Source organism: Citrobacter sp. wls708 (genome assembly GCF_005281255.1).
Taxonomy (GTDB): domain Bacteria; phylum Pseudomonadota; class Gammaproteobacteria; order Enterobacterales; family Enterobacteriaceae; genus Citrobacter; species Citrobacter werkmanii.
In genome coordinates, this window is the sequence record NZ_SZXE01000023.1 from 209,493 (window position 1) to 236,275 (window position 26,783).

General features: G+C 52.1%; 28 protein-coding genes and 3 tRNA genes. 16 read left to right on the forward strand and 15 right to left on the reverse strand.

What is annotated here, in order from left to right; translation table 11 throughout:
- Window positions 1-12: 12 nt before the first annotated feature.
- Entirely contained in the window at window positions 13-1,458 is a 1,446-nt protein-coding gene (locus FDW97_RS16570; RefSeq protein ID WP_137346804.1) for a tagaturonate reductase, read from the forward strand.
- A gap of 43 nt (window positions 1,459-1,501) precedes the next feature.
- On the opposite strand, the gene opgB is transcribed toward FDW97_RS16570, so the two are convergent.
- The 6 genes from opgB to FDW97_RS16600 all read right to left on the reverse strand — a co-directional run bounded on the left by opgB (window position 1,502) and on the right by FDW97_RS16600 (window position 7,227).
- Complete coding sequence (gene opgB / locus FDW97_RS16575) at window positions 1,502-3,793, reverse strand: phosphatidylglycerol--membrane-oligosaccharide glycerophosphotransferase (protein ID WP_085048364.1); 2,292 nt, start codon at window positions 3,791-3,793, stop codon at window positions 1,502-1,504.
- Window positions 3,794-4,023: 230 nt separating this feature from the next.
- The gene (locus tag FDW97_RS16580; protein ID WP_048215003.1) at window positions 4,024-4,515 is read right to left on the reverse strand and encodes a DUF2501 domain-containing protein; all 492 of its coding nucleotides are present in this window, start codon (window positions 4,513-4,515) and stop codon (window positions 4,024-4,026) included.
- 70 nt (window positions 4,516-4,585) lie between these two features.
- Window positions 4,586-5,323, reverse strand: coding sequence for a DNA replication protein DnaC (dnaC, locus tag FDW97_RS16585; RefSeq protein ID WP_038636979.1), 738 nt, complete (start codon window positions 5,321-5,323; stop codon window positions 4,586-4,588).
- 2 nt (window positions 5,324-5,325) lie between these two features.
- Window positions 5,326-5,865 carry a primosomal protein DnaT gene (gene dnaT, locus FDW97_RS16590; RefSeq protein WP_006686572.1) on the reverse strand — a complete coding sequence of 180 codons (540 nt, stop codon included), beginning with the start codon at window positions 5,863-5,865 and terminating at the stop codon, window positions 5,326-5,328.
- A gap of 121 nt (window positions 5,866-5,986) precedes the next feature.
- Window positions 5,987-6,460 (reverse strand): threonine/serine exporter, encoded by a 474-nt coding sequence (locus FDW97_RS16595; RefSeq protein ID WP_038636981.1) that lies wholly within the window; start codon window positions 6,458-6,460, stop codon window positions 5,987-5,989.
- Window positions 6,451-7,227, reverse strand: coding sequence for a threonine/serine exporter ThrE family protein (locus FDW97_RS16600; protein ID WP_085048363.1), 777 nt, complete (start codon window positions 7,225-7,227; stop codon window positions 6,451-6,453). Before FDW97_RS16600 ends, FDW97_RS16595 begins: the two co-directional genes overlap by 10 nt.
- A 451-nt stretch (window positions 7,228-7,678) precedes the next feature.
- Between FDW97_RS16600 and FDW97_RS16605 the strand changes: the two genes are divergently transcribed.
- On the forward strand, window positions 7,679-8,404 hold the full coding sequence (locus tag FDW97_RS16605; RefSeq protein WP_137351353.1) for a response regulator transcription factor: 726 nt from the start codon (window positions 7,679-7,681) through the stop codon (window positions 8,402-8,404).
- A complete protein-coding gene (gene bglJ, locus FDW97_RS16610) occupies window positions 8,365-9,042 on the forward strand; it encodes a DNA-binding transcriptional activator BglJ (RefSeq protein ID WP_051594501.1) in 678 nt (225 codons plus the stop codon). Before FDW97_RS16605 ends, bglJ begins: the two co-directional genes overlap by 40 nt.
- Window positions 9,043-9,099: 57 nt before the next feature.
- On the opposite strand, the gene FDW97_RS16615 is transcribed toward bglJ, so the two are convergent.
- Window positions 9,100-9,558, reverse strand: a complete 459-nt coding sequence (locus tag FDW97_RS16615) for a YbaK/EbsC family protein (RefSeq protein WP_038636987.1) — start codon at window positions 9,556-9,558, stop codon at window positions 9,100-9,102.
- A gap of 235 nt (window positions 9,559-9,793) precedes the next feature.
- Between FDW97_RS16615 and FDW97_RS23450 the strand changes: the two genes are divergently transcribed.
- Window positions 9,794-9,934 carry a hypothetical protein gene (locus FDW97_RS23450; protein ID WP_170973693.1) on the forward strand — a complete coding sequence of 47 codons (141 nt, stop codon included), beginning with the start codon at window positions 9,794-9,796 and terminating at the stop codon, window positions 9,932-9,934.
- Entirely contained in the window at window positions 9,924-11,267 is a 1,344-nt protein-coding gene (locus FDW97_RS16620; protein ID WP_137351354.1) for a PTS sugar transporter subunit IIC, read from the forward strand. Before FDW97_RS23450 ends, FDW97_RS16620 begins: the two co-directional genes overlap by 11 nt.
- Window positions 11,268-11,296: 29 nt before the next feature.
- Here the strand turns inward: FDW97_RS16620 and fhuF are convergent, their stop codons facing one another.
- Both fhuF and FDW97_RS16630 read right to left on the reverse strand, forming a co-directional pair.
- The gene (gene fhuF, locus FDW97_RS16625; protein WP_038636988.1) at window positions 11,297-12,085 is read right to left on the reverse strand and encodes a siderophore-iron reductase FhuF; all 789 of its coding nucleotides are present in this window, start codon (window positions 12,083-12,085) and stop codon (window positions 11,297-11,299) included.
- Between the two features lie 108 nt (window positions 12,086-12,193).
- On the reverse strand, window positions 12,194-13,270 hold the full coding sequence (locus FDW97_RS16630) for a GGDEF domain-containing protein (protein WP_038636989.1): 1,077 nt from the start codon (window positions 13,268-13,270) through the stop codon (window positions 12,194-12,196).
- Between the two features lie 251 nt (window positions 13,271-13,521).
- Here FDW97_RS16630 and FDW97_RS16635 point away from each other — a divergent pair, with 251 nt between their 5' ends.
- Window positions 13,522-13,758, forward strand: a complete 237-nt coding sequence (locus tag FDW97_RS16635) for a DUF1435 domain-containing protein (RefSeq protein ID WP_137351355.1) — start codon at window positions 13,522-13,524, stop codon at window positions 13,756-13,758.
- Between the two features lie 36 nt (window positions 13,759-13,794).
- On the opposite strand, the gene FDW97_RS16640 is transcribed toward FDW97_RS16635, so the two are convergent.
- The 4 genes from FDW97_RS16640 to rsmC all read right to left on the reverse strand — a co-directional run bounded on the left by FDW97_RS16640 (window position 13,795) and on the right by rsmC (window position 15,368).
- Window positions 13,795-13,880 (reverse strand) — tRNA-Leu (locus FDW97_RS16640).
- 32 nt (window positions 13,881-13,912) lie between these two features.
- Window positions 13,913-13,999: transfer RNA gene (locus tag FDW97_RS16645), tRNA-Leu, on the reverse strand.
- Window positions 14,000-14,027: 28 nt separating this feature from the next.
- A tRNA-Leu gene (locus tag FDW97_RS16650) sits at window positions 14,028-14,114 on the reverse strand.
- A 222-nt stretch (window positions 14,115-14,336) separates the two neighbouring features.
- Window positions 14,337-15,368, reverse strand: a complete 1,032-nt coding sequence (gene rsmC / locus FDW97_RS16655) for a 16S rRNA (guanine(1207)-N(2))-methyltransferase RsmC (protein WP_038636991.1) — start codon at window positions 15,366-15,368, stop codon at window positions 14,337-14,339.
- A 103-nt stretch (window positions 15,369-15,471) separates the two neighbouring features.
- Between rsmC and holD the strand changes: the two genes are divergently transcribed.
- The 8 genes from holD to FDW97_RS16695 all read left to right on the forward strand — a co-directional run bounded on the left by holD (window position 15,472) and on the right by FDW97_RS16695 (window position 21,858).
- Window positions 15,472-15,885 carry a DNA polymerase III subunit psi gene (gene holD / locus FDW97_RS16660; protein ID WP_038636992.1) on the forward strand — a complete coding sequence of 138 codons (414 nt, stop codon included), beginning with the start codon at window positions 15,472-15,474 and terminating at the stop codon, window positions 15,883-15,885.
- Entirely contained in the window at window positions 15,854-16,300 is a 447-nt protein-coding gene (gene rimI / locus FDW97_RS16665) for a ribosomal protein S18-alanine N-acetyltransferase (RefSeq protein WP_038636994.1), read from the forward strand. Before holD ends, rimI begins: the two co-directional genes overlap by 32 nt.
- Before the next feature lie 14 nt (window positions 16,301-16,314).
- Window positions 16,315-16,995, forward strand: coding sequence for a pyrimidine 5'-nucleotidase (gene yjjG / locus FDW97_RS16670; protein ID WP_008786125.1), 681 nt, complete (start codon window positions 16,315-16,317; stop codon window positions 16,993-16,995).
- A 92-nt stretch (window positions 16,996-17,087) separates the two neighbouring features.
- Window positions 17,088-18,677 carry a peptide chain release factor 3 gene (gene prfC / locus FDW97_RS16675; RefSeq protein WP_006686587.1) on the forward strand — a complete coding sequence of 530 codons (1,590 nt, stop codon included), beginning with the start codon at window positions 17,088-17,090 and terminating at the stop codon, window positions 18,675-18,677.
- A 306-nt stretch (window positions 18,678-18,983) separates the two neighbouring features.
- Entirely contained in the window at window positions 18,984-19,601 is a 618-nt protein-coding gene (gene osmY, locus FDW97_RS16680) for a molecular chaperone OsmY (RefSeq protein ID WP_038636996.1), read from the forward strand.
- Window positions 19,602-19,728: 127 nt separating this feature from the next.
- Window positions 19,729-19,890: a DUF1328 domain-containing protein gene (locus tag FDW97_RS16685; RefSeq protein ID WP_003019081.1), complete on the forward strand. Its 162-nt coding sequence runs from the start codon at window positions 19,729-19,731 to the stop codon at window positions 19,888-19,890.
- Window positions 19,891-20,011: 121 nt separating this feature from the next.
- The gene (locus FDW97_RS16690; RefSeq protein WP_085048357.1) at window positions 20,012-21,085 is read left to right on the forward strand and encodes a patatin family protein; all 1,074 of its coding nucleotides are present in this window, start codon (window positions 20,012-20,014) and stop codon (window positions 21,083-21,085) included.
- Window positions 21,082-21,858, forward strand: a complete 777-nt coding sequence (locus tag FDW97_RS16695; protein ID WP_137351356.1) for a metal-dependent hydrolase — start codon at window positions 21,082-21,084, stop codon at window positions 21,856-21,858. Before FDW97_RS16690 ends, FDW97_RS16695 begins: the two co-directional genes overlap by 4 nt.
- 64 nt (window positions 21,859-21,922) lie before the next feature.
- Here the strand turns inward: FDW97_RS16695 and FDW97_RS16700 are convergent, their stop codons facing one another.
- Window positions 21,923-22,786, reverse strand: coding sequence for a YjjW family glycine radical enzyme activase (locus tag FDW97_RS16700; RefSeq protein ID WP_085048355.1), 864 nt, complete (start codon window positions 22,784-22,786; stop codon window positions 21,923-21,925).
- Window positions 22,758-24,308: a YjjI family glycine radical enzyme gene (locus FDW97_RS16705; protein WP_137351357.1), complete on the reverse strand. Its 1,551-nt coding sequence runs from the start codon at window positions 24,306-24,308 to the stop codon at window positions 22,758-22,760. The genes FDW97_RS16700 and FDW97_RS16705 overlap by 29 nt, the downstream gene beginning before the upstream one ends.
- Before the next feature lie 261 nt (window positions 24,309-24,569).
- On the opposite strand from FDW97_RS16705, the gene deoC reads away from it, so the two are divergent.
- Together deoC and deoA are read left to right on the forward strand one after the other, a co-directional pair.
- Window positions 24,570-25,349: a deoxyribose-phosphate aldolase gene (gene deoC, locus FDW97_RS16710; RefSeq protein ID WP_212734249.1), complete on the forward strand. Its 780-nt coding sequence runs from the start codon at window positions 24,570-24,572 to the stop codon at window positions 25,347-25,349.
- A gap of 107 nt (window positions 25,350-25,456) precedes the next feature.
- Window positions 25,457-26,779, forward strand: a complete 1,323-nt coding sequence (gene deoA / locus FDW97_RS16715; RefSeq protein WP_137346811.1) for a thymidine phosphorylase — start codon at window positions 25,457-25,459, stop codon at window positions 26,777-26,779.
- Window positions 26,780-26,783 lie beyond the last annotated feature (4 nt).

The following is a 26,783-nucleotide window of genomic DNA, read 5'->3' on the forward strand; positions in this document are numbered from 1 at the left end:
AGGATAAGTGTGATGAAAACATTGAATCGACGTGATTTTCCGGGTGTCAGCTACCCTACGCGCGTGATCCAGTTTGGTGAAGGTAATTTTCTGCGGGCGTTTGTCGACTGGCAACTGGATATCCTTAATGAGAAAACGGATCTCAATGCTGGCGTGACCATCGTTCGCCCGATTAATACCGATTTTCCGCCGTCGCTGAATGCTCAGGATGGGTTATATACCACGCTTATTCGTGGGTTGAACGAGCAGGGCGAGGCGGTAAGCGAGGCGCGGCTGATTCGTTCGGTAAATAACGAAATCAACCCGTACAAGGATTTCGCGGCGTATCTGACGCTGGCGCACAATGCGGACATCCGCTTTGTGTTTTCGAACACCACTGAAGCCGGGATTAGCTATCACGCGGCGGACCGTGTGGATGATGCCCCGCCGGTGAGTTTTCCGGCCAAACTGACGCGACTGCTGCTGGAGCGCTTTAACCATTTTGCGGGGGCGGTGGATAAGGGCTGGGTGATTATTCCTTGCGAACTGATCGACTATAACGGCGATGCGCTTAAAACGCTGGTGCTGCAGTATGCGCAGGACTGGCAGCTTCCTGCGGCGTTTGCCGATTGGGTGGAAACGGCGAATACCTTCTGTTCCACGCTGGTTGACCGCATTGTTACCGGCTACCCGCGCGAAGAAGCCGCCGCGCTGGAAGCTACGCTTGGCTATCACGATGCATTTCTCGATACCGCGGAACACTTTTATCTGTTCGTGATTCAGGGACCTGCATGGCTGGCTGAAGAGTTAAAGCTGGCGCAATGCCCTCTGAATATCCGAGTAGTAAACGATATTAAGCCGTACAAGGAACGTAAGGTCGCGATTCTGAACGGCGCGCATACGGCGCTGGTGCCGGTTGCCTGGCTGTGCGGGCTGGATACCGTTGGCGAAGCGATGCAGGATGCCGATGTCCGCCGTTTTGTCGAGCGGGCGATTAGCGAGGAAATTATACCGGTATTGGATCTCGACGCCGATGAACTGCGAGAATTTGCCGGTGCGGTGAGCGGGCGTTTTCAGAACCCCTACATTCGCCATCAGTTACTTTCCATCGCGCTTAACGGCATGACCAAATTCCGCACCCGTATATTGCCGCAGCTGCTGGCGGGCCAGCAAAATGGATGTTGGCCTGTGCGCTTAACCTTCGCTCTGGCCGCGCTGTTGGCGTTTTATCGCGGTGAACGGGCCGGGGAAGGCTATCCATTGCAGGATGACGAGCAGTGGATAAATCTGTATGCCAGCCTGTGGCCGCAAGTTGGCAATGATTTAACGCTGCGGGAACTGGTGAATGCAGTGCTCGGAGAGGCCGCGCACTGGGGTGAAGATTTAACGTTATTGCCAGGTCTTGCTGAGCAGGTGACAGCCAATCTGGAAATGATTCTGGTACAAGGTATGCGTCAGGCGGTGAACAGTCTGGAATAAGGTTGCCATGCAGCGCCCGGAGTGGTGTTGGGCGCTGTTTTTTTTAACCCTGAGCTGCCACCACTTTGATTTCAACCATTCCGATCCCCAGCTTCCGCGGCGAGTGACCGAGAATATTGCCCTCGTTGGTGGCAACCGGATCGGGTGGGATAATCACCAGCGTATTGGCATCTGCCGGGTTTTCAAAATGTAAGGTAGTGGTGCTGATATCATGGCTTAACACCAGCGTCTGTTCTTCATTGCCAACGCGCACGGGTATCGGGCGATTGGCGTTATCGCCATAGGCTTTGGCGGTGATGACCAGATCGAATTTTTTCGGCAATGGCGCTTTGTATTCGATTTTTACCTCTTCACTGAGCTGCGCATTGGACCAGCGTCCCCAGGATTCGGGGCGTGAAATACCACTAAATTGTTTCACCTCTTCCGGCGCGCCCGCCACGTTAAAGACGAAGCTGTCGGCTTTGTAGCGAATATCGTTATCGACAATTTTCAGCGTATCGACGTTTCCTTTGTAGCGCTCCATGTCGATCACCGTGTCTTTAAAGACGGTTTTGCTTTTCCATTTGGCTTTGTCAACGTGCTGCACAATTTGTTGCCCGCCCAGTTGCCCCTGAGAGACGCACCAGTCAGTGGAAAGCGCCAACTCCGGCGCCCACAGCTGCGCCATTTTGTAGCAGCGATCGACCCAGACAAAGTTATCGCGCGGCGCGAAATCCGCCAACTGGAAGCGCAACGGCGCCGAGTATTCGCTTTCTGGTAGTGGTTCGACGCGTTTATCCGATACGCGCAGCAGCAGTGGCAGGCGGAAATGGCTACCGGAGAACGCGATCATGTTCTTGTCCTGGTCAATGGTGAACTCTTTCATCTCTTTCGGGAAATTCCACAGGCGGATGATATCGGGCTTCCACGCCAGCATTTTTTCTTTGATGTTGAGGAATACTTCCGACACGGATTCGCCCGACAAACTGCTGCGGCCAAGGCCGATAAAGTTATCGCCGCCCAGAATATCCAGCACCGTTGCGCCGTTATCCATCGTGTTACGTTTCACCGCCAGCGTATCCTGTTGCGGCTGGTCGCCGCGTAGCACGAAGAACAGGTTGTTGCGGTCCTGCTTGTTCAGATACTTCCAGGCGGTGTTGTTCATTGCCAGATGATCGGAAGAAACCACGATCACGGTATCTTTAAACCATGGGGATGCTTTGATTTTATTAATAAATTCAGCGATGTTTTCCTGACTGCAGCTCACCGCGCTGAAGGACTGATTGGCCTTACCGTCGATGTCATAACGTTTACGGTTACAGCTACGAGAGATAAATCCATCCGGATGATGGGTATCCACGGTCAGGGTAAACAGTGAAAAACGTTGTCCTGAACGCGATAGTTCTTCAAACTTTTTCCATGCTTCGTCCAGCACGGTGTCATCGTAAAAGCCCCAGTCGTTACGATATGCGGGATCCGCTACCACGCTTTTTAACTCTTCTGCGCCGTACAGATGATCAAACCCGTGAGATTTCAGGAACACATCCTTCCCGGCAAAGCGCAGGTTAGCCCCCTGCACAAAGTAGTTTTGGTAGCCGGAGTTTTTCAGGATATCGCCGAGACAGATATTGTTGGGGAAAAAGCTGGAAACCGATGCCGAGGCGTTGCCTTCAAATGGCGCAAATAACGGGATGCCACATTGCGAAGCGACCATGCCAGCGATGGTGTAATCCGTCCCTGGTAGCTGCATGGTGTTGCTGAAATCCATGCCTTCGTTTTTCAACGCGCCGAGCTCCGGGGTCAGATCCGGGAACGCCTCGTTATTAAAGTAGGTGCGTTCGAGACTTTCGCCGTAGATATAAACCAGGTTCAGCTTCGGATGAGGGATGGTTTTCGACGGCTCTTTATAATAGGTCAGGAAATCCGGATCGCCATCGCGCGACTGAGATTTCACCAGTTCAGTTATCTGGTGAAACGCCGGGCTGGCGTCAACGGAGGCCAGCGCCAGCAGCAGGGCCAGTAGGCTGTAACCCACGTGATGCGGGTGATGGCGACGGCGGCGAAGGATCCAGCCGAGGGCGACGAAGACGGTCGTCAGCGCCAGCGCAATGCCGACGCCAGGCAGAATATATTTCCCGATACCTGCGCCGGTCAGGCTGTTGGTCAGAGTGTAAAGCACCGCGTCGTTGATTCCGTCGCCGGTGAAATAGTCACTGGCATACAGTGTGATATTTAAGACAATAAAAATCCCCAGCACCGTTAACGTGGCGGCAAACCACCAGGTATTGCGACCCGCTTTCCAGGCATAAATCAGCACTGAAGCGAGAAACAGAGTGATGGAGATTAATTCTGACACGGTCGATCCTCAGTAAACCGGGCACATGCCTGGCAGGCTAATCATTTGGTGAGAGAACAATGTAATAGCGTTGTTATATTGCTGCAATTGTAGTGACATTAAATTACGTTGTTATTCAGAATTGGTTTAGATATGCGCGTTTTTGGCGGGTAATTACGGCTTTCGTGATGGCGGTCTGTATCGGCAGGAATGGGGGGATGCCGCGCAGGGGATACGCGGCATTTAATACCTCAGGAAATGAAGTTCATACCCTGTTTTAACACCAGATCGCAGGCCTTGGTTTTTACCTGCTTCGCCAGCGAGCTATTACCAATCGTGTTCAGGTCCAGCTGTTGGCCATCTTTGGCGTTGAGCAGGCCCTGAATGCCGTCCATGTAGTTGGTGTCTTGTTTCTGCTCTGGGGCACTGAGGCCGAGTTTATCCAGCACCTGGTTTTTGACGTTTTGCGCGTCGGTGACCGAGGCCAGTTTCTGTTTGGCGCAATATTCCAGGATCCCGGCGGCGTTATTCATGCTGCTTGAGGTCAGTGACTGATTGCTGCCATTCAGCAGACTGGTCAGGGAGGAGAGCGACGAGCTGCCCTGCGAGCCGGAGCTTTGTTTGCTCAGTTCGCTGGCCGCGCTGGAGAGCGAGTCCTGCCAGGAGGCGGCAAAAACGCTGGTGGAGATGAGCGTACTGGCGGCAAGCGCACAGCATAGCAGACGTTTGGTTGTTTTCATCATTATATGCAACTCGTGTTATGCCTTTTCAGCGCAGTATAGCGCTGGCAGCTTTAGGAGTGGTCCTAATACGTTAATACTCTTTTCCTGTTACCCGGCTACGGTAGCTGTCCCAGTTAAAAATCACCCACAGGCTGTTACCGAGACGCATGCGATCCATCACGCGCTCACCCAGCAGTTTGTTCATTTCATCCATATTGCTGTTGGTTAACATACCGGTCGGGCGTTTTGAGGACGATCGGCGATCGACGATCTGATTGATGATCACTTTTTCATAGCGGGATTCGGTCTGCATGCCGATCTCATCGATCACCAGCAGATCTACATTGCTAAGATCGTTGAGCAACTGTTCTTCGCTGGTTTCACGGTTACTGAAGGTTTCTTTCATCGCCGACATGATATCAGCCACGGTAATGATCAGTACCGACTTACCGCGGAGCAGCAGTTCGTTGCAGATAGCTGCCGCCAGATGGTTTTTGCCGGTGCCGGGTTTGCCCGAGAAAATAAAGCTGGCGATGTTGCCGTCAAACTCATCAACGTACTGGCGGGCTTTGCTCAGGGCGTTCATCTGACCTTCGCATTCCACCCGATAGTTATCGAATGAACAGTTTTGGTGCAGCGGACGGATACCGGAGCGGTTGAATGTGCGCTGCATTTTCATGGCCCGGTTTTCGCGGGCCAGCGCTGCGGCACGAATTTCACCTTGCTCTTTTTGCCATGCCAGTAGCTCTTCGCCCGTTTTAAAGGCAGGCTCGACATTGGGCGGCATCATTTTTTGCAGACGTTTCATCAGATCGCCAACGTTTTTCATCGTTATCCTCTAAAACCTGGTGGAATATGGCTGTCAGGTTCGCTGACACTGTTCACATCGCGCTTGGGCATTCCGCCATTGCTGGCCCGGCCAATCTGGATGCTGCGCGCCAGTTTTTGCTGCCACTGAATATGGTGAAAGACTTTGCCTTCGGCCTGCCAGTAGGCGACGAATGAGGCCAGTTCCTCGGCGGTGACCGGTTCTCTTAACGCCACGCCCCACAGAGCGGCCTGGCGCTGAAAGTCGGCATCGGGCTGCCAGTCAGCGTACATCGCAAATTTCCCCATTGGCACGGCCACGGGCGCAGCTTGCGGCTCTTCATAAAATTGCGCATCCAACGTCACATCGCTTCCTGGACGTGACAGCTTCTCTTCAAGCGCCAACAACTGAGCCAGTCGCGCAGGCGTCAGCGCGTAAAACGCTGGCGCATTGTTGGCGAATACCGCTACGGCGCCACCCGCAGACTTTGCCAGTACCGCGTGGTGATCGTGTAGTAAGGCGTCAATGCTGATGACGTCCGGCGTCAAAATTTTGCAGGGCATAATGTTTCTCAAAACTGAACAACAACCGAGAAGGGACTGCTTTTATAGTAACACAGAGAACCAGGAGAGCAGCAGATGAGGGGGAGATTCCCCCTCTGCGAGGCGCTAAGAAATTACCGCGCTAGACGCGTGGGCGTTTGCGATACAGCCATAAGCCTGGTACGGATAAGCCGATAGAGAGCGCGCCGACAATCGATGAAGCTTTCAGGAAATTGGTTAACAGGGTGATCATCAGCGCTTCGCTGTAGCCGAAATGGCCGATTTTTACCGCGGAGATCATGGCGGTGTAGGCGGAGATCCCGGGAAACATCGGGATCACAGCCGCAACGGTGAAGACCTTAGGATGCGCCAGATACCAGCGCGACCACTGGATCCCAATGCAGCCAATCAGCAGCGACGCCATAAAGGTTGACCATTCAATATTAAACCCTGCGCTCATCATCACCATTCGTGAACCGTGGCCCAGCGCGCCGAGTAACGCACACCAGGGAAGCGCGCGGTGCGGGACGTTAAACACCATGGCAAAGCCCAGAGCCGGGATCGCCGACAGGATCATGTCCTGTATCAGCGCCAGAATGAAATCGATCACGCCCATCCGCGCAGCCCCCATAAGGTCATCGACATAACCACCCCAATGCAGGTTGCCAACGTCAGGAGACTGGCAATGGCCCAGCGAGCCAGCCCGGTATTAATGTGCCCCTTAAACATATCCGCGACAGAGTTGATCAACGGAAAACCCGGAACCAGCAGCAGCACGCTGGCAGCCATGGCGATGGTTGGGGTGTGATTAAAGGTCGGCAGCGTCAGCAACAGGCCGGATATTGTGGTCGCCACAAAGGCGGTGATACAAAAGTTGATTTGCGGGTGCAAATGCCGTGACGCCAGAATCTGGCGGATATACATCGCCACCATGCTGGCGAAAAAGGTGATCACCGCGCCGTCCCATCCGCCGTTATTGAGTTTGCAAAAGCAGGCGCAGGACAAACCGACCATCAATGCGACCAGCCATCTTGGATAGCGTAGCGGCTTAATCTGGCTAAAGCGCTTCTCAACGCCTTTTATATCCAGTAGTTTGTGTTCCGCTAAAATAACGATGTGCTGCACTTCCGTCACGACGTGCATGTTAATGCCGCGATCATGATTTTTTCGGGTCGACGTCAGGCATTGCCCATCTTTAATGGTAGTCAGGACAATCGCGTTGGAGGAGATGGCGCTTTCTACGCTATCCATGCCAAGCGCCAGGCCGAGGCGAGTGGATAGCTCGTCAACCAGCGCGCTTTCTGCACCATGCTGGAGTAAAAAAAGCCCACATTGTATACATAACCGTGTAACCGTTCGCTGTGACGACTGCTCTGTTTGCATGGTTCGCTCTGACTGAAAAGGATCTCATTGAATAGTGAATGTCTTCTTTTTATCATGAAGCATGAGCCAGTTGGCTCTGGCAAGATCAATCTTTGTGTTGAAAAAAGACGCAGGTCGTACTCGCTTACATGCCTTACCTGCTAATCAATAAAAACAGTATCACATGATAAGATAGTTTTATTTATCAGGATGGCAAATACGTAAGCAATTCTAACGTTCTATTTTAGTTCTTTTAATTGTACATAGAATGTATTTATGCGTAATTTTGTAATAACGGTTCAATAGTTTGACGCTATTGGGATTATAGCGCCATTATTTTAATGTTTGAATGAATCCAAGGATAAACAATTCACCTCGTCTATTGTTTAGGGTTTTCCTGTTAATTAATACGTTTAATTTATCAGGGATCTTCTAATAAATGCGAATACGGACTGGTGAATGTGGAGGGGATATGTTGCCAGGACGCTGCAAAAACGCAATTATTATTAGCAAATTACCGATCGTACAAACTGGGCTTAAAGGTGTAATGCAAGAACAGTTTGCTGATTACGAATTGACTTACTGTCGTTCTGTTGAAGAACTAACATTGTTGCAGTTGCGGTGCGCTGATTTGGTGATTGCTGATTTATCAGCAGACTGCAATCATCCTCGCTCAGTTTGCGAACAATTTTATTCTTTATTATCTCAATACCGTGATATTCATTGGGTGTTTCTTGTATCTCGTGTTTTTTACCCTCTCGCCATCGAACTGCTGATGTGCACGATCAGTTCACTGTTATCTGATGCTGAGCCGATTGAAAGTTTAGTGAATGTAATTCACGCGGGAAATACCCGAGCTGAGAGGATAAGTAAATCTCTGATTTCCCCTCCCGTAATGCCAGAGTTGGCTGACAATAGCGCCCGCTCAATTGCACTTACTCTCTCGGAGAGGAAAGTGCTGAGACTCCTGGGAAAAGGTTGGGGAATTAACCAGATTGCATCGTTACTAAAGAAAAGTAATAAAACAATCAGCGCCCAAAAGAACAGCGCCATGCGTCGCTTATCAATACATAGCAATGCAGAAATGTACGCATGGATAAATAGTTCTCAAGGATCGCGAGAACTGAATTTACCTTCAGTATATGGGGAGACCACGGAATGGAAAGCAGAAGCATTAAAAGAAACGTCGCACTTGTAGAAAAATGTGCGATGAGTCGCGTGGGTATTGAGAGTTTATTTAATACCATGCCGGATGACCAATACGCACTTCATCTCTTTTCGAACCAGCCTGCTTTTAGTCAGGCGATGTTAAAAATGTCATTTTCGGCAGTAATTTTTTCTCTTTCTGCTATCAGAACCGATCGCAGAGCAGGACTCGCCTATCTGACGGAGATGGCGATAAATTTCCCTCGCATCAGGCGTGTGGTTATTGCCGATGACGATGCTGAGGCACGTTTAATTGGCTCTCTGTCACCATTGCCGCTGGATGGGGTCGTTAGCAAAGCCTCTTCGTTAACTGTGCTGCAGGAAGCTTTGTTTACGTCGTTGAATTGCCCTACCCGGACAACCGAAAGCGCGAAAAACCATTGGTTTATCAATCAAAGCCGTGTGCTTAGCCCCACAGAACGAGAAATACTGCGTTTTATGTCAAATGGCTATTCGATGCCGCAGATTGCCGTTCAGCTTGAACGGAATATTAAAACCATTCGGGCGCATAAATTTAACGTAATGTCCAAGCTGGGCGTGAGCTCAGATGCGGGTTTACTGGATGCTGCCGATATCCTGCTGTATCTGCGTGCAGGCGAACCGACACCCATTCTACAAGCGGCGTCGTGACGGCCAACGTAGACGTATTTTGTGTCGGATTCAGTCACCGGCCCGGGGCGTGAAACATCATTGGCACACATCAACCCAGGTGGCTGACGTTAGCTCAGCCATCCTTTCCGGCGTGATGCGAACCGCGCTGTGAATGGCTCCTGCCGCAGGCAGCACTTCAGCATAGTGCTTCAGAGAGACATCGCAATAAACCGATATCGGTGTTTCCAGCCCGAAAGGACAAACGCCGCCAACGGGGTGACCCGTCGCATTCACGACCTCATCACTACTCAACATACGGGCTTTGGCGCCGAATGTGCTCTTTAGCTTTTTATTATCCAGCCGGGCATCGCCTTTGGCGACGACCAGAATGATGTCGTTCTTCACTTTTAGCGAAAGTGTTTTCGCGATCTGACCAGGTTCGACGTTATGAGCTTTTGCTGCCAACTCGACGGTTGCCGTGCTCTGATCTAATTCGATGATCTCAATATCTGGGGCATGTTGCGCCAAAAATTGGCGTACTGATTGCAAACTCATTCTTCTCTCCAAATCGCCTACGGGCAGCTCCATACAGCAGAAAACCGCATGGCGTAATTTGTCATAGGGGCAAGCTCGCTGTAAATATTTTATTGTAACAACATGGCAACATTGGCAGTTTTTCGATCATCTTCACAATCAAAGAAACCGGTTACAGTAACCGGTTGCAGAATGTTGAAATGACGATTAATACTGAAGTTGTCACTTCCTCTGTATCACATAATAAGAGCCATCTATGAAACTTAACTCAAAATGCAGTAGCGCTGGTGTTCTTCCCGGCACGGTTGCGAAAAAGTGTAATGAGCTTTGCGTGGTGGTGTTGATGCCTGCATGGCCGCAAGGTTTTGCGCAACGGGAGAGCGGCTATGTTTACTAATCATGCTGTGTTTAATGTGATTTTCCGCTTTGTTGAAAACTACGTTAGCCCTGTCGCCGGACGAATCTCTTCACAACGTCATGTGATGGCAATCCGTGATGGGTTTATTTCGGCTATGCCCTTTATGATCGTTGGTTCATTTCTGCTGGTTTTCGCCTACCCGCCATTTTCTCCTGATACCACATGGGGATTTGCCCGCGCATGGCTGGATATGGCAAAACAGTTTGAAGGCCAGATCCTCACTCCGTTTGATATGACGATGGGGATCATGTCGGTCTACATCTGTGCGGCTATCGCTTATAACCTGGGTAAGCACTATGTGAAGTCGCATCAGTTAGATCCGTTTATGTGCGCAATGCTGTCCATCATGGCTTTTTTGCTGATTGCCGCGCCGAAAACCAAAGGCGCGATGCCCGTCGATAGCCTGGGTGGGACGGGGATTTTCACTGCTATCCTCGTGGCGATTTACTGTGTGGAAATGATGCGTTTCCTGAAGGCGCATAACATCGGCATCCGTTTACCCGATCAGGTGCCGCCAATGATCAAAAACTCCTTCGATCTGCTGATCCCGGTGCTGGTGGTGGTGCTAACGCTGTACCCTCTGAGCCTGGTGATACAGTCGCAGTTTGACATGCTAATTCCGCAGGCCATTATGGCCATCTTTAAACCACTGGTATCCGCTGCTGATTCTCTCCCGGCGATACTACTGGCCGTGCTGATTGGTCATCTACTGTGGTTTGCTGGGATCCATGGTGCGGCGATTGTGTCGGGGATGCTGCAAATGTTCTGGCTAACCAATCTCGGAATGAATCAGTCGGCGCTGGCACAGGGCGCGCCTTTGCCACATATCTTTATGGAAGCATTCTGGACGTTTTTCATCGTGGTTGGTGGGTCCGGCGCGACGATGGGGTTAGTGATTTGCTATCTGCGCAGCCGTTCGGCTCATTTACGCTCGATTGGGCGTTTGAGCGTGGTCCCCAGCATTTTTAATATTAACGAACCGGTGATTTTCGGTACGCCGATTGTTATGAACCCGGTGTTCTTTATCCCATTCCTGCTGGCCCCGATGGTGAATGCGGTGCTGGCCTGGGCGGCGATGAAGCTGGATTTAATTGGACGGGTGATTTCCGTCGTTCCCTGGACGGCCCCGGCACCGGTTGGCGCGGCATGGGCGTTAGGCTGGGATTATCGCGCGGCCATCCTGGTCGTCCTGCTGGCGTTGGTGTCGGCGATCATCTATTTCCCATTCTTTAAGGTCTATGAAAAGCAGCTATTGGCGCAGGAAAAAGAAGAAGCACAGCGTATAGAAGAGGAAAACCAGCAGGTTGCATAAATTGTTGACGAGGGGCTACGGCTCCTCGCTTACTTCAGCGTACAGTCACCGCATTGCTGAACGTCGGGCAGGCGGTAACGCTGGCAGCAGGTTCTGCGCACCAGTAATCCTTCGCGTGGAACAACGGTACGCCACAACGGATTATCCTGACCGCAGGAGAGTTGTTTCTCAAAAAAGCAGGTTTGCCGCAGTGAGTTCAGCAGCTCTTCACCTAACAATGGCTTCATTTCCGTTAAATACCAGTGAATTAAATATCCGGTATTGCTCCAGATAAGCCTGGCGTTGATCTCGCCTGTTGCTTCCAGCGCCTGCACAACCGGCGTTAGTGCCGAGAGAATCAGCGTTTCCATGCGTTGTTGAGGCGACAGGGCTGTAGTCTGGTGATCCTGGTGGACGTCAATCCAGAAGCAGGCTGCACGGCCCGTTTCGTGAAACTCAACGCGCATGTGTTCAGGTGAGACGTCAATGGCCTCTTTTTGCGTTAGCAGGGCTACCATGAGTGGGGGCATCATCAGCCCGATATACCATTGCGCCCAGAGAGAAATCAGCGGCTTATTTTCGCGTGTCAGCGTGGGCTGGTTGCGATAGATATGGTCTGAATAAACGGCCAACAGCGAACTGAGCGTCGCTGGTTGCGTCCATTCATGTAGCGTCATCGCGCCCGGTACGGGGATTTCGTCAAGACGAATAAAGTCCAGCAGGTGCTCACGAGTTTGAGCTATCGTTTCGCGTACAGCAGCAGCCAGCGAGGGCATCTTTGCTGGAAGGTGGCTACGCCAGATGACATCTTCAACGATCGGTGCGGAACGATAAGCCATGGCAATATAAGGATGTTAATCGAAATGATAATGATTGCTAATCCTATAGTTGACGATGAACGATGGCAAGATCTTTGTCGCGATGACGGATGCCACCGCACAGATAGCTCAGAGTGAAGGGCGGTTTACCCTCAGCTCATCGCTGACCAGCGTGTTGTTACGCCCAAGATTTTTCGCCTCGTACAGGGCTTTATCCGCTCTGGCGATAGCGGCCTCAATATCCTGCTCTACCAGCGGCGCAATGCCGATACTGACGGTCACGTTGGTTGCCACGTTTTCGTTAAACATGTGGGGGATTTTAAGGTCGTACACTTTCTGACGAATACGCTCGGCGGCGGCCTGTGCCTGCTGCGGATCGATCGCGGTCAGCAAAACCATGAATTCTTCGCCGCCGAATCGCGCCACCACATCCCGGGATCGTACGGAATCACGAATGGCGGCTGAGACGCGGATCAGCGCCTGGTCGCCCATCATATGCCCGTAATGATCGTTATAGGCTTTGAAGTGGTCGATATCCAATAACAGCACGTAGTGTTTCGAGTTGCTCAGCGCCAACAGCGTATCGAGTCTGTGTTGCAGTCCCCGGCGGTTATACAAACCGGTAAGCGGGTCAAGCATGCTGAGTCCGTTGAGCGTTTCCCGTTCCTCAAGCAGTTTGTACATCAACTGCTGGGCGAAACCATCGTAGCGCTTTTGTATCACATGTTGGATGGCGATCCCGGCCATCGGTAACGCCATAAAATAGAAAATTCGTAAACTATGCTCGTTGCCGCTAAGCCATAAACAGACGGCGACGGAGGGGAGAGAATGAAGCGTAAACGCGATGATATTATTGGCGAAAGCAATAGATCCAATAAACAGCACGCTGAGCAGTGCGATTAACAGAAAATAATAGTCATTATGACCGAGTGTGGAATATTTCTGAAAAATATGGAATGCCCATAACAAGCCAAAGATTATTGAAATAAAAGGGAGATTAATTTTTTTATCCGTGTATTTCCCATGCCATATAAGCAGCAGCGTACTGGTGATCAGTATCAGCAGAGCCGGTACAGATAAGGCTTTGACGGCAAAAAGTGGGAAAAAAAGCGTAAACAGCGCGGAGACTGCGTTGAGAAGCAGAAACAAACGCAAAGAGAGTTGATATTTTTTAGTGCGCAGAGTTCGCCAGGATTGTACTGTCATAGTAAATATTGTTAGTTATCTGTAATATACGAAGATGTGTTGGTAAATAAAACAAATAACGAACGGGGTATCATTCGCTGAGGTCTTTATTTTTAGTTGAAGCGTTAACCGGCGAGCAATTTATCACCTTAGATTATTCATGTCATCAATCGTTAAGTAAAACTCATATAATTGATAGTGCCTCCCAGCTGACAAATGAGAAAACATATCATATGATATTGGTTATCATTATCAATGTCATAGGTGGAACCATGTTGCAACGTACGCTGGGCAGTGGATGGGGAGTTCTGCTGCCGGGGATACTCATTGCCGGGATGGCATTTACCGACCTGTCGGTCAATGTATGGAAGTTAATGATTGTATTAGGATTACTATTGACTTCGCTCATGCTATACCACAAGCGCTTACGGCATTTTATTCTGTTACCTTCATGTGCAGCGCTGATTGGCGGCATTGTGCTGGTAATGATGAACTGGAATCAGGGATAAGCAAAACAGGGGAAAAAGAGAAGGAAATAAGATAATTGGTGCGAGGGGGGGGACTCGAACCCCCACATCCTAAGGACACTAACACCTGAAGCTAGCGCGTCTACCAATTCCGCCACCTTCGCACAGTCATCTTATTTTTTTGATATCGCCTCGTTGGTGCGAGGGGGGGGACTTGAACCCCCACGTCCGAAAGGACACTAACACCTGAAGCTAGCGCGTCTACCAATTCCGCCACCTTCGCCCAGTGCGAGCAATATCAACGTGGATTATGGTGCGAGGGGGGGGACTTGAACCCCCACGTCCGAAAGGACACTAACACCTGAAGCTAGCGCGTCTACCAATTCCGCCACCTTCGCATACCATCGACACTCAAAAAGTATCGTTACCACGGAGGCGAATTCTAGAGATTTTATGCAGGGCGTCAACAGTTAATTATCGAACTTAACGTGATTGCCGAAAAAAAAGGCGTTTCTACGGTTTTTGGCGTTTTATCCAGGCCGGATAAGCGATAACGCTATCCGGCGTTGCTCAGTGTCACGTCTGGCGGCAGCGTAAATGCCTGATCCAGCCTTGATCAGTTAGGCTTTTTTCGCCTGACGCGTCATGATGGTGCGATAGACCTTGAAGCGTCCAGTCTGTGCGATAACTTCATGGAATCCGAATACCTCATCCAGCACCTTCGGATAGGGCAGGAAGGCGTTCGCCACGATACGCAGTTCACCGCCGCTGTTGAGATGACGCACCGCGCCGCGAATCAGCGTTTGCGCGGCATCGAGGCTGGTCTGCATCCCATCATGGAACGGTGGGTTGGAGATGATCATATCAAAGCGGCCCGTCACGTCAGAAAAAACGTTGCTGGCGATCACATCACCTTCAATACCGTTGGCGGCAAGCGTGGCGCGGCTGGCTTCAACAGCGGCCGCACTTACATCACACAGGGTTAAGCGGACTTTGGGCGAATGGCTGGCTAAAGCGACGGAGAGTACGCCCGCGCCACAACCGACATCCAGAACTTTACCTTTGGTATGCGGCGTCAGTGTGGAGAGCAGCAATTGGCTGCCAACATCCAGGCCGTCACGGCTGAATACGCCCGGCAGCGTTTTGATGGTCAGATTATCAACCTGATATTCATCCCAGTATTTTTCTGCATCAAAGACCGGCTGTTTTTCCAGACGACCGTGATACAGGCCACAGCGACGCGCGCTGTCGACTTTATTCAGCGGTGCGTATTCGGCCAGCATCTGCTCTGCGCTACGTACGCCGCTGCGGTTCTCACCCACAACAAAAACATCGCTGCCCACCGGTAACAGCGACAAAATGTTCATCAGCTGGAACTGCGCTTCCGGCTTATTCTTCGGCCAGTAGTAGATTAGCGTATCGCTATCGGCAACGTCATCGGCCTTAGCGACGAGGCTGAAACGGACGTTGTCACCCATCTGGCGGTTCAGCACCTGCCAGTGGTGAAGTTGTTGAGTGTGCGCACGGCTGGCGGCGCTTTCGAAGTGGGCAGGCAGATCATCCTGCAAATCACCGGCAAACAGAATACGGCTTTGTTCGAAATCATCACTGTGGCGCAGCAAGACTTCACTTGCCGGGGTAAAAGCAGACATGGAGTGCTCCTTAAATTGTACAGCCGGGGATTATAGTTGTTTGATGGCACGGATTCGACAAATTTGCTATATTTGCGCCCCTGATAGACAGGAGTGTTTCGCTATGACATCCCGACGAGACTGGCAGTTACAGCAACTGGGCATTACGCAGTGGTCGCTGCGTCGTCCTGGCGCACTGCAGGGCGAAATCGCGATCTCCATTCCTGCGCATATCCGTTTAGTGATGGTTGCTGCACAGCTACCCGCGCTAACCGAACCGTTAATGAGCGATATTTTACGCGCAATAACCGTCAGCCCGGATCAGGTTTTACAATTGACGCCTGACCGTGTCGCCATGCTGCCGCAGGGCAGTCGCTGTAATAGTTGGCGGCTGGGAACCGAAGAGCCGCTGCTGCTGGAAGGCGCTCAGGTCGAGAGTCCTGCGTTTAATGAATTACGGGAAAACCCAGCGGCCCGCGCCGCGTTATGGCAACAAATCTGCGCATATGAACACGATTTCTTCCCTCGAACCGACTGATTTACCTGCAGCATTTCAGATTGAAAAACGCGCCCACGCTTTTCCGTGGAGTGAAAAAACATTTGCCAGCAACCAGGGCGATCGCTACCTCAATTTTCAGTTGAGGGTTGACGACGTGATGGCCGCCTTTGCGATTACGCAGGTGGTGCTGGATGAAGCTACGCTGTTCAATATCGCCGTCGATCCTGACTTTCAGCGCCAGGGCCTGGGACGCGAGCTACTGGAGCACCTGATCGATGAGCTGGAAAAGCGCGGCATTTTGACGCTGTGGCTGGAAGTGCGCGCCTCAAATGCTGCCGCTATCGCGCTGTATGAAAGCCTGGGCTTTAACGAGGCGACGATCAGGCGCAATTATTATCCGACGGCCGATGGTCATGAAGACGCCATTATCATGGCATTGCCAATCAGCATGTAAGACAAGGTGTAATGATGAAGAAGTGGGACTGGATTTTCTTTGATGCCGACGAAACGCTGTTTACGTTTGACTCGTTTACCGGCTTACAGCGGATGTTTCTCGACTATAGCATTACCTTTACCGCTGAAGATTTTCAGGACTACCAGGCCGTGAATAAACCGCTATGGGTGGATTATCAAAACGGCGCGATTACGTCATTACAATTGCAGCATGCCCGTTTCCAGAGCTGGGCTGAACGCCTGAAGGTCGAACCAGGCCAGCTTAATGACGCATTTATCAATGCGATGGCTGAGATCTGCTCGCCGTTGCCAGGGGCGGTCTCTCTGCTCAATGCGATTCGTGATAAAACGAAAATTGGCATCATTACTAACGGCTTTACGGCGTTGCAGCAAATCCGCCTTGAGCGGACGGGGCTGCGCGACTATTTCGATCTGCTGGTGATTTCTGAGCAGGTTGGGGTAGCAAAACCCGATCCCCGTATTTTTGACCATGCGCTGGAACAGGCGGGCAATCCTGACCGTTCCCGCGTGCTGATGGTGGGCGATACCGCAGAGTCCGATATTCTTGGCGGCATTAACGCCGGGCTATCCACCTGCTGGCTAAATACGCACCATCGCGAGCAGCCAGCAGGCATTCAGCCGACCTGGACGGTCGCGTCATTAAGCGAACTGGAGCAGCTCCTGTGTAAACACTGATTGCCTCCCCCCCGTTGATGGGTAAAATAGCCGCAATTTTTCGTATTCAACTTGCACGGCCCGTTGCCGTGCTTACCTAAGAAGATTTGACTATGACGTTGTCTCCTTATTTGCAAGAGGTGGCCAAACGCCGCACTTTTGCCATTATTTCTCACCCGGATGCCGGTAAAACGACCATTACTGAAAAGGTGCTGTTATTCGGACAGGCGATTCAGACCGCTGGTACGGTAAAAGGCCGTGGCTCCAGCCAGCATGCGAAATCTGACTGGATGGAGATGGAAAAGCAGCGTGGTATCTCCATTACCACCTCTGTGATGCAGTTTCCTTATCACGACTGCCTGGTGAATCTGCTGGACACCCCAGGGCACGAAGACTTCTCCGAAGATACTTACCGTACCCTGACGGCGGTGGACTGCTGTCTGATGGTTATCGACGCCGCGAAAGGCGTTGAGGATCGTACCCGCAAGCTGATGGAAGTTACCCGTCTGCGCGATACGCCGATCCTGACCTTTATGAACAAACTCGACCGTGACATCCGTGACCCGATGGAGCTGCTGGATGAAGTCGAGAACGAGCTGAAAATCGGCTGTGCGCCGATCACCTGGCCGATTGGCTGCGGGAAGCTGTTCAAGGGCGTTTATCACCTTTATAAAGACGAAACTTACCTGTACCAGACGGGTAAAGGCCACACCATTCAGGAAGTGCGCATTGTTAAGGGGCTGAATAACCCGGAACTCGATGCCGCCGTGGGCGAAGATCTGGCGCAGCAGTTGCGCGACGAGCTGGAGCTGGTGCAGGGCGCGTCTAACGAGTTCGACCATGATCTGTTCCTCGCGGGCGAAATCACCCCGGTCTTCTTCGGTACCGCGCTGGGTAACTTCGGCGTTGACCATATGCTGGACGGCTTAGTGGAGTGGGCACCTGCGCCGATGCCGCGTAAAACTGATACCCGCACCGTGGAAGCCTCAGAAGAGAAGTTCACCGGCTTCGTGTTTAAAATCCAGGCCAACATGGATCCGAAACACCGTGACCGCGTGGCGTTCATGCGCGTGGTTTCCGGTAAGTACGAGAAAGGCATGAAAATGCGTCAGGTACGCATTGGTAAAGACGTGGTGATCTCCGATGCGCTGACCTTCATGGCGGGTGACCGTTCTCATGTGGAAGAAGCGTATCCGGGCGATATTCTCGGTTTGCACAACCATGGCACTATACAGATCGGCGATACCTTCACCCAGGGTGAAATGATGAAGTTCACTGGTATTCCGAACTTCGCGCCGGAGCTGTTCCGTCGTATTCGCCTGAAAGATCCTTTGAAGCAGAAACAGCTGCTGAAAGGGCTGGTTCAGCTGTCGGAAGAGGGGGCGGTGCAGGTCTTCCGTCCAATTGCTAATAACGATCTGATCGTGGGCGCTGTTGGTGTGCTGCAGTTCGACGTGGTGGTTTCGCGTCTGAAGAGCGAGTACAACGTTGAAGCGATTTATGAGTCGGTCAACGTGGCGACCGCGCGCTGGGTAGAATGTTCTGACGTGAAAAAATTCGAAGAATTTAAGCGTAAAAACGAAGTGCAGCTGGCGCTGGATGGCGGCGATAACCTCACCTATATCGCACCGACCATGGTTAACCTGAATCTCACCCAGGAACGTTACCCTGACGTTCAGTTCCGCAAAACGCGCGAACACTAATCGCCTTCCAGGGCACGGTATTCGCCGTGCCCTGCAACTTTTCTTGTCTTTTAAATCCCTTGCGGAATGTTCTTAAAACCTCTCGTTTTTCTGTTGTTTGCCTGTTTTTTAGTCAATCCGGACTGCGATCACGAAATCCTGAACTATATTTAACAATGTGATGACATAAATATCGGCGTTAAATGCTTTTTAGGCTGCCTGTTGCAGCTTCTATTGCTGATATTTATTCCACTTACAAGATTAGTTGCTGGTTAACGCCGTTTACGGCAGACCATCGCTTTTAGCAAAACATACAGGAATACATCGATGACAATGACAGGACTTAAGATTTCTAAAACGCTGCTGGCCGTGATGCTGACCTCCGCTGTTGCAACGGGTTCTGCTTTTGCAGAAAACGCCACGACGGATAAAGCGCAATCTGGGGTCGAAAGTGCGGGGCAGAAAGTCGATAGCTCTATGAACAAAGTCGGTAATTTCATGGATGACAGCACTATCACAGCAAAAGTAAAAGCTGCGCTGGTGGATCACGAAAGCATCAAGAGCACCGATATTTCTGTGAAAACAGACCAGAAAGTGGTGACGTTAAGCGGGTTTGTTGAAAGCCAGGCACAGGCTGAAGAAGCCGTGAAAGTGGCCAAAGGCGTTGAGGGCGTAACCTCAGTGAGCGACAAACTACACGTACGCGACAGTAAAAGCACCTCCGTAAAAGGCTATGCGGGCGACACGGCAACCACCAGCGAAGTTAAAGCAAAACTGCTGGCTGATGACATTGTCCCTTCCCGTAAAGTGAAAGTAGAGACCACTGATGGAGTGGTTCAACTTTCCGGCACTGTTGACTCAAAAGCACAAAGCGATCGTGCTGAGAGCATCGCCAAAGCCGTTGATGGCGTGAAAAGCGTCAAAAACGACCTTAAAACTCAGTAATTCGACTTAATTCGTCCTCCTGACGTTTGTCGGGAGGCGTGTTGTGCACCACACTAAAAATATCGCCGATGAGCAGCCTGAGCGCTCATAACAAGCGGTGACATTAACTATGGTAAAGGAGAAGCGCATGTTTCGATGGGGCATCATATTTCTGGTTATCGCGTTAATTGCCGCCGCACTGGGTTTTGGTGGACTGGCTGGTACCGCTGCAGGCGCAGCGAAAATTGTTTTCGTGGTGGGGATCATTCTGTTTCTGGTCAGCCTGTTTACAGGGCGTAAACGACCCTAGTCAGTAAACCGTAAAGATAACTTGCTACCAAGCCAGTCCAGTGGACTGGCTTTTACGGTTTTAGCGTCAGGCAATTTGCGTTACTTTGTTGTTCCAGTACAAAAATAACAGGAAGGCAGAGGTGGGGCAGAGAATACCCGTCACGCTCGGTAATATTGCGCCGTTATCGTTACGTCCGTTTCAACCAGGCAGTATGGCGCTGGTGTGTGAGGGTGGGGGACAAAGAGGAATCTTTACCGCTGGCGTACTGGATGAGTTCATGCGTGCGCAGTTTAATCCCTTTGACCTTTACTACGGGACGTCCGCCGGGGCGCAAAACCTTTCAGCCTATCTGTGTAACCAGCCCGGTTACGGTCGTAAAGTCATTATGCGTTACACCACCCGCCGTGAGTTTTTTGACCCGGTACGCTTTGTGCGCGGGGGAAACTTAATCGATCTCGACTGGCTGGTGGATTCGACCTCATCCCAGATGCCGCTGGCGATGGATAACGCCGAGCGCCTGTTTGCCTCAGGGAAAGCGTTTTATATGTGCGCCTGTCGGGGTGATGATTATACGCCTGGTTATTTTTCGCCAAACCGGCAAAACTGGCTCGATCTCATTCGCGCCTCCAGCGCTATTCCGGGATTCTACCGCACTGGCGTTGCGCTGGACGGTGTGAACTATCTGGACGGGGGAGTCAGCGATGCCATACCCGTACAGGAAGCGGCGAAGCATGGCGCAAAAACGCTGGTGGTGATCCGCACTGTGCCTTCGCAAATGTACTACACCCCGCAGTGGTTTAAACGTATGGAGCGCTGGCTGGGCGAAAGCAGTCTGCAACCGTTGCTGAATTTGGTCCAGCACCATGAAGCCAGCTATCGCGCGATCCAGAATTTTATTGAAAAGCCGCCGGGTAAGCTGCGAATCTTTGAGATCTATCCGCCTAAACCGCTCCACAGCATGGCGCTGGGAAGCCGTATTCCGGCGCTGCGAGAAGACTATAAGACCGGGCGTTTGTGTGGTCGTTACTTCCTGGCCACCGTCGGCAAGTTGTTGGCGAAAAACGCGCCATTGCCTCGTCAGACGCCGAAGATTGTCGTGCCGGGACCGGTGGTGGTTCCTCCCGCACCGGTGGCCAACGATGCCCACGCGCCCGTGGTGACCAATGCGCCTCAGGCTAACGATACAACGTTTGATAGCGAGGATCTGGCGTGAGTTTTCGTTTCATTGATACACATTGTCACTTTGATTTCCCGCCGTTTACCGATGATGAGCCCGCCAGCATTCAACGTGCCGCGGCGGTCGGTGTGAATTGCATCATTGTTCCGGCGACACAGGCGGCAAACTTTTCCCGCGTACTGGCGTTAGCGGAAAAGTATCCGCCATTGTTTGCTGCTTTGGGTCTGCATCCCATTGTTATTGAACAACACGGCGATGACAGTCTGGACCAACTGCAGCAGGCGCTGGATACGCGCCCGCAAAAGCTGGTAGCCGTAGGCGAGATTGGACTGGACCTTTATCGGGACGCTCCGCAATTTGATAAACAAGAACGGGTGCTGGACGCGCAGCTTAAACTGGCGAAGCGTTACGAACTGCCGGTGATCCTGCATTCGCGACGGACTCATGACAAGCTGGCGATGCATCTGAAACGCCATGCTCTGCCACGAACCGGCGTGGTGCATGGTTTTTCCGGGAGTCTGCAGCAGGCGCAACGCTTTGTGCAACTGGGGTACAAAATTGGCGTTGGCGGCACCATTACCTATCCACGCGCCAGTAAAACCCGTGAGGTGATGGCGCAATTGCCGCTGGAATCACTCCTGCTGGAAACCGATGCGCCGGACATGCCGCTCAATGGTTTTCAGGGGCAGCCCAATCGCCCCGAGCAGGCCCTCAGAGTCTTTGAGACATTATGCGAACTGCGTCAAGAGCCTGCGGACGTGATAGCAGATGCGCTGTATCGCAATACGACCGCGTTGTTTAATGTGTGATTGTTGGGCCTGGATGGCGGCTGTGCCTTATCCGGCCTACCTATGATGTCGTCGCATCCGGTAATCACAGATACAGCGCCGGGAAAATCAGGTTATCCACCCCACGCTCGCGCAATCCTGCCGCCAGTTGCTCCACATCCTCTGGCGTTGCGCTCGGCCAGTCTTTTGCTTCGCCATACACCCCATGCGCATGAAAGGCATTCAGTCGCACCGGTACCTCGCCTGACTGCTTAATGAACGCCGCCAGCGCATCAATATGCTGCAAATAATCCACCCGATCGGGGATCACCAACAGGCGTAGCTCAGCAAGCTTGCCCTGCCTTGACAGAAAGGTAATGCTTTGTTTAATCAGCGTATTATCTCGACCGGTAAGCTGGCGATGGCACGTGCTATCCCAGGCTTTTAAATCGAGCATTACCCCGTCGCACACCGGCAATAGTTTTTGCCAGCCGGTTTCGCTCAGCATGCCGTTGCTGTCGACCATGCAGGTCAGATGTTGCAGCAGAGGATCGCTTTTGAGCGCGGTAAACAGCGCCACAATAAACGGCAACTGGGTAGTCGCTTCACCACCGCTGACCGTAATTCCCTCAATAAACAGGGCTGCCTTGCGAATATGCTGCAGCACCTGATCAACGCTCATGGTTTGCGCCATCGGCGTCGCCTGCTGCGGGCACAGGCGCAGGCAGGTGTCGCACTGCTGACACACATCGGACTGCCACCATACTTTTCCTGCACTCAGGCTTAGCGCTTCATGCGGGCAATGCAGCACACATTCTCCGCAGTCGTTGCAGCGCCCCATCGTCCATGGATTGTGGCAGTTCTTACAGCGCAGATTACACCCTTGCAGGAACAGAGCCAGGCGGCTGCCCGGCCCGTCGACGCAGGAGAAAGGGATCAGTTTACTTACTGAAGCGCATCTGCTGTTCATGGCTTATCACACGAGGTTGTCGTTCCAGAATGCGCGTATTGCGTGCGGCCTCTTCACCAAGCCAGGTGGTGTTAGTGCGAGATCCTTCGGCACGATATTTTTCCAGATCCGACAGGCGCACCATATAGCCCGTGACGCGGACCAGATCGTTGCCGCTCACGTTGGCGGTGAATTCACGCATTCCGGCTTTAAACGCGCCGAGGCACAGTTGCACCAGCGCCTGTGGATTACGCTTGATGGTTTCATCCAGCGTCAGGATATCGCTGATCCCGGCGTGATAATATGCGTGATGCGGCGCGACGGTTTGCAGGTGGGTGATCGGGTCAGGTTCATCACCATAAGGCAGACGCGCGCCGGGCGTGGTGCCGATGTCAGAACTGATCCCCGACTGTGCATGCAGCATCGCGCGCTGCTGCCAGCCATACTTCACCGGCGTGCGTTCGACAAACTCCGCCAGTTGGGCGCTAATGCGATACCCGAGCTGATTGGCGAACGCATCTTTCCCGTAGCGGGCGCTTTGTCCTGCCTTTTCGCACAGCAGGTTTACCGCTTCCGCCAGACCATACATCCCGAACATCGGCACAAAACGTTCGGGATCAATCAACCCTTCCTGCACGAGGAAGCTATTCTCAAAGAAATGTGATTTCGTGTAGAGGAATTCACATCGTGAATCAATGATGGCGATTTGCTGCTGGCAGTAGTGCGGTAGGGTGCGTGTAAAGAAGTCATCGACAGAGGTGCTGCGCTCTGCGATGGCTTTCAGATTGAGCCTGACCAGCGTGCTGCCGCCCCCGGCGAGCGGTAAAGAGTTGTAACAACTCACGACGCCATACTGACCTTTTGTGAAAATTCTATCATTTACGGGGCCGTTGGATATGTGCGGCTTACTGCACTCGCAGATATTTTGCGCCACGTTGAGCAGCAGATCATCAGGGGTAATTTGCGGATCATAAATGAATGTCAGATTCGGTGAAACCTGCTTTAACTCTGCATCTGCACGTAAAATTGCGCGGGTGACTGGCGTATCGGCAGGGCCGATATTGGCATGCATAAACGCGTCTGGCAGGGTTCTGTCGAGATAACGCCAGAAACGTTTTATTCGAATATCGATCTCTTCTTGTGTTAGAATTCTAACATACGGTTGCAACAGAGCGTCGAGCTGACCGAGGTAGACCGGCATCGAGGTCACTGACGGAACGTGGTGGTACAGGATGGTGAGCAAGGACAGCGCATCATCAAGGTCGCTGGCGCCTTCAAGCTCCAGCCATGAGGAACCGTTGGCCAAAAAACGCGCGTAATCAGGCAGCACATAGCGCGGTTTGAACGGGGCATGACCTTCGTACATATCGCAGATCACCCCGTCATCCAGCGCCTGGCGGGCCTCAGCGGACAGTGGCGGATAAGGCAGCGCGTTTTCAGCCTCCAGCGCCAAAAAGTGGCGTTTCTGCTCAGGGCTGAGCGTCGGGCTGGTCACGATTTGTTGGCACCGCTGTTGCAGCGCGAATTCGCTTGAAGTGGGCATCGTTGGTTCCTTTATGTGCCGAAGGTATAGCGCCATTGTAGAAAGCTATGCCGCCGCAACCTTTGATCCGGATGCGTCTGATGCCACCGCACCTGTGGTGTAAAGGTAAATTATTTGAAGTGGATCTCATTAGAGTAATGCAAATCTGTATGTGGTTTTCATTAACTGTGATGTATATCGAAGTGTAATCGCGAGCGGATGTTAGAATACTAACAAACTCGCAAGGTGAAATTTTATACGGCGATGCCGTTGGAGAATGTTATGACCGATTTAACAGCAAGCAGCCTGCGTGCACTGAAACTGATGGATCTGACCACCCTGAATGACGACGACACCAATGAAAAAGTGATCGCGCTGTGTCATCAGGCGAAGACCCCGGTTGGCAACACGGCAGCAATTTGCATCTATCCACGTTTCATTCCTATTGCGCGTAAGACCCTGAAAGAGCAGGGCACACCAGATATCCGTATTGCCACCGTCACCAACTTCCCGCACGGCAATGACGACATTGAGATCGCGCTGGCTGAAACCCGCGCGGCGATTGCCTACGGTGCTGACGAAGTTGACGTGGTGTTCCCGTATCGTGCGTTGATCGCGGGTAATGAGCAGATTGGTTTTGATCTGGTTAAAACCTGTAAAGATGCATGTGCGGCAGCAAATGTGCTGCTGAAAGTGATCATCGAAACTGGTGAGCTGAAAGAAGAAGCCCTGATTCGCAAAGCGTCTGAAATTTCTATCAAAGCGGGTGCTGATTTCATCAAAACGTCTACCGGTAAAGTACCGGTCAATGCGACGCCGGAAAGCGCACGCATCATGATGGAAGTGATCCGTGATATGGGCGTTTCTAAAACCGTTGGATTCAAACCCGCTGGCGGCGTACGTACTGCAGAAGATGCACAGCAGTTCCTGGCGATTGCCGACGAACTGTTTGGCGCTGACTGGGCAGATTCCCGCCATTACCGTTTTGGCGCATCCAGCCTGCTGGCGAGCCTGCTCAAAGCGCTGGGTCACGGCGACGGTAAGAGCGCAAGCAGCTACTAAGTTTGAATTGCCCATCGTAGGCCGGATAAGGCGTAAGCCGCCATCCGGCATCAATACGACTAGCCGGGGAGCGCACTGCTTACCCGGCCCATAATCGGGAGGTTACCGTGTTTCTCGCACAAGAAATTATTCGTAAAAAACGTGATGGTCATGCGCTGAGCGATGAAGAAATTCGTTTCTTTATCAATGGGATTCGCGACAACACCATCTCTGAGGGGCAAATCGCCGCCCTGGCGATGACCATTTTCTTCCACGATATGACAATGCCTGAGCGAGTTTCGCTGACCATGGCAATGCGTGATTCAGGAACCGTGCTGGACTGGAAAAGCCTGCAACTGAACGGCCCGATTGTGGATAAACACTCTACCGGCGGCGTGGGCGACGTAACGTCGCTGATGTTAGGCCCGATGGTGGCTGCCTGTGGCGGCTATATTCCGATGATTTCCGGGCGCGGCCTGGGTCATACCGGCGGTACGCTCGATAAACTGGAAGCGATTCCTGGGTTTGATATCTTCCCGGACGACGCGCGTTTCCGTGAAATTATTAAAGATGTGGGTGTGGCGATTATTGGGCAAACCAGCTCGCTCGCACCGGCGGATAAACGTTTTTATGCCACCCGCGATATTACCGCGACGGTGGATTCCATCCCGCTGATTACCGGCTCTATCCTGGCGAAAAAGCTGGCGGAAGGGCTGGATGCGTTGGTGATGGATGTGAAAGTAGGCAGCGGCGCGTTTATGCCGACCTATGAACTTTCTGAAGCCCTTGCCGAAGCTATTGTCGGCGTGGCGAACGGGGCGGGTGTACGTACCACCGCGCTGTTAACTGATATGAACCAGGTGCTGGCTTCCAGCGCAGGTAACGCGGTAGAAGTCCGCGAGGCTGTTCAGTTCCTGACAGGTGAATACCGTAATCCACGTCTGTTAGATGTCACCATGGCGCTGTGCGTGGAAATGCTGATCTCCGGCAATCTGGCGAAAGATGACGCCGAAGCCCGCGCGAAATTGCAGGCGGTGCTGGACAACGGTAAAGCGGCGGAAATTTTTGGCCGTATGGTTGCGGCGCAGAAAGGCCCGACCGACTTCGTCGAAAACTATGCGAAGTATCTGCCGACGGCAATGCTCAGCAAAGCGGTATATGCTGATACTGAGGGCTTTGTCAGCGCGATGGATACCCGCGCGTTGGGTATGGCAGTCGTTTCCATGGGCGGTGGACGCCGTCAGGCATCGGATACCATCGATTACAGCGTCGGCTTTAGCGACATGGCCCGTTTGGGCGACAGCGTAGACGGACAGCGTCCGCTGGCAGTGATCCACGCGAAAGATGAAGCCAGTTGGCAGGACGCGGCGAAAGCGGTCAAAGCGGCAATCAGCCTTGACAATAAAGCGCCAGAAATTACACCGACAGTCTATCGTCGTATAACCGAATAACTGT

Coding starts and splice junctions, on each gene's coding strand:
- FDW97_RS16570 (WP_137346804.1), top strand. CDS start 13: ATGAAAACATTGAATCGACGTGATTTTCCGGGTGTCAGCTACCCTACG.
- FDW97_RS16580 (WP_048215003.1), bottom strand. CDS start 4,515: ATGATGAAAACAACCAAACGTCTGCTATGCTGTGCGCTTGCCGCCAGT.
- dnaC (WP_038636979.1), bottom strand. CDS start 5,323: ATGAAAAACGTTGGCGATCTGATGAAACGTCTGCAAAAAATGATGCCG.
- dnaT (WP_006686572.1), bottom strand. CDS start 5,865: ATGCCCTGCAAAATTTTGACGCCGGACGTCATCAGCATTGACGCCTTA.
- FDW97_RS16595 (WP_038636981.1), bottom strand. CDS start 6,460: ATGGGCGTGATCGATTTCATTCTGGCGCTGATACAGGACATGATCCTG.
- FDW97_RS16600 (WP_085048363.1), bottom strand. CDS start 7,227: ATGCAAACAGAGCAGTCGTCACAGCGAACGGTTACACGGTTATGTATA.
- FDW97_RS16605 (WP_137351353.1), top strand. CDS start 7,679: ATGTTGCCAGGACGCTGCAAAAACGCAATTATTATTAGCAAATTACCG.
- bglJ (WP_051594501.1), top strand. CDS start 8,365: ATGGAAAGCAGAAGCATTAAAAGAAACGTCGCACTTGTAGAAAAATGT.
- FDW97_RS16615 (WP_038636987.1), bottom strand. CDS start 9,558: ATGAGTTTGCAATCAGTACGCCAATTTTTGGCGCAACATGCCCCAGAT.
- FDW97_RS23450 (WP_170973693.1), top strand. CDS start 9,794: ATGAAACTTAACTCAAAATGCAGTAGCGCTGGTGTTCTTCCCGGCACG.
- FDW97_RS16620 (WP_137351354.1), top strand. CDS start 9,924: ATGTTTACTAATCATGCTGTGTTTAATGTGATTTTCCGCTTTGTTGAA.
- fhuF (WP_038636988.1), bottom strand. CDS start 12,085: ATGGCTTATCGTTCCGCACCGATCGTTGAAGATGTCATCTGGCGTAGC.
- FDW97_RS16630 (WP_038636989.1), bottom strand. CDS start 13,270: ATGACAGTACAATCCTGGCGAACTCTGCGCACTAAAAAATATCAACTC.
- FDW97_RS16635 (WP_137351355.1), top strand. CDS start 13,522: ATGTTGCAACGTACGCTGGGCAGTGGATGGGGAGTTCTGCTGCCGGGG.
- rsmC (WP_038636991.1), bottom strand. CDS start 15,368: ATGTCTGCTTTTACCCCGGCAAGTGAAGTCTTGCTGCGCCACAGTGAT.
- holD (WP_038636992.1), top strand. CDS start 15,472: ATGACATCCCGACGAGACTGGCAGTTACAGCAACTGGGCATTACGCAG.
- rimI (WP_038636994.1), top strand. CDS start 15,854: ATGAACACGATTTCTTCCCTCGAACCGACTGATTTACCTGCAGCATTT.
- yjjG (WP_008786125.1), top strand. CDS start 16,315: ATGAAGAAGTGGGACTGGATTTTCTTTGATGCCGACGAAACGCTGTTT.
- prfC (WP_006686587.1), top strand. CDS start 17,088: ATGACGTTGTCTCCTTATTTGCAAGAGGTGGCCAAACGCCGCACTTTT.
- osmY (WP_038636996.1), top strand. CDS start 18,984: ATGACAATGACAGGACTTAAGATTTCTAAAACGCTGCTGGCCGTGATG.
- FDW97_RS16685 (WP_003019081.1), top strand. CDS start 19,729: ATGTTTCGATGGGGCATCATATTTCTGGTTATCGCGTTAATTGCCGCC.
- FDW97_RS16700 (WP_085048355.1), bottom strand. CDS start 22,786: ATGAACAGCAGATGCGCTTCAGTAAGTAAACTGATCCCTTTCTCCTGC.
- FDW97_RS16705 (WP_137351357.1), bottom strand. CDS start 24,308: ATGCCCACTTCAAGCGAATTCGCGCTGCAACAGCGGTGCCAACAAATC.
- deoC (WP_212734249.1), top strand. CDS start 24,570: ATGACCGATTTAACAGCAAGCAGCCTGCGTGCACTGAAACTGATGGAT.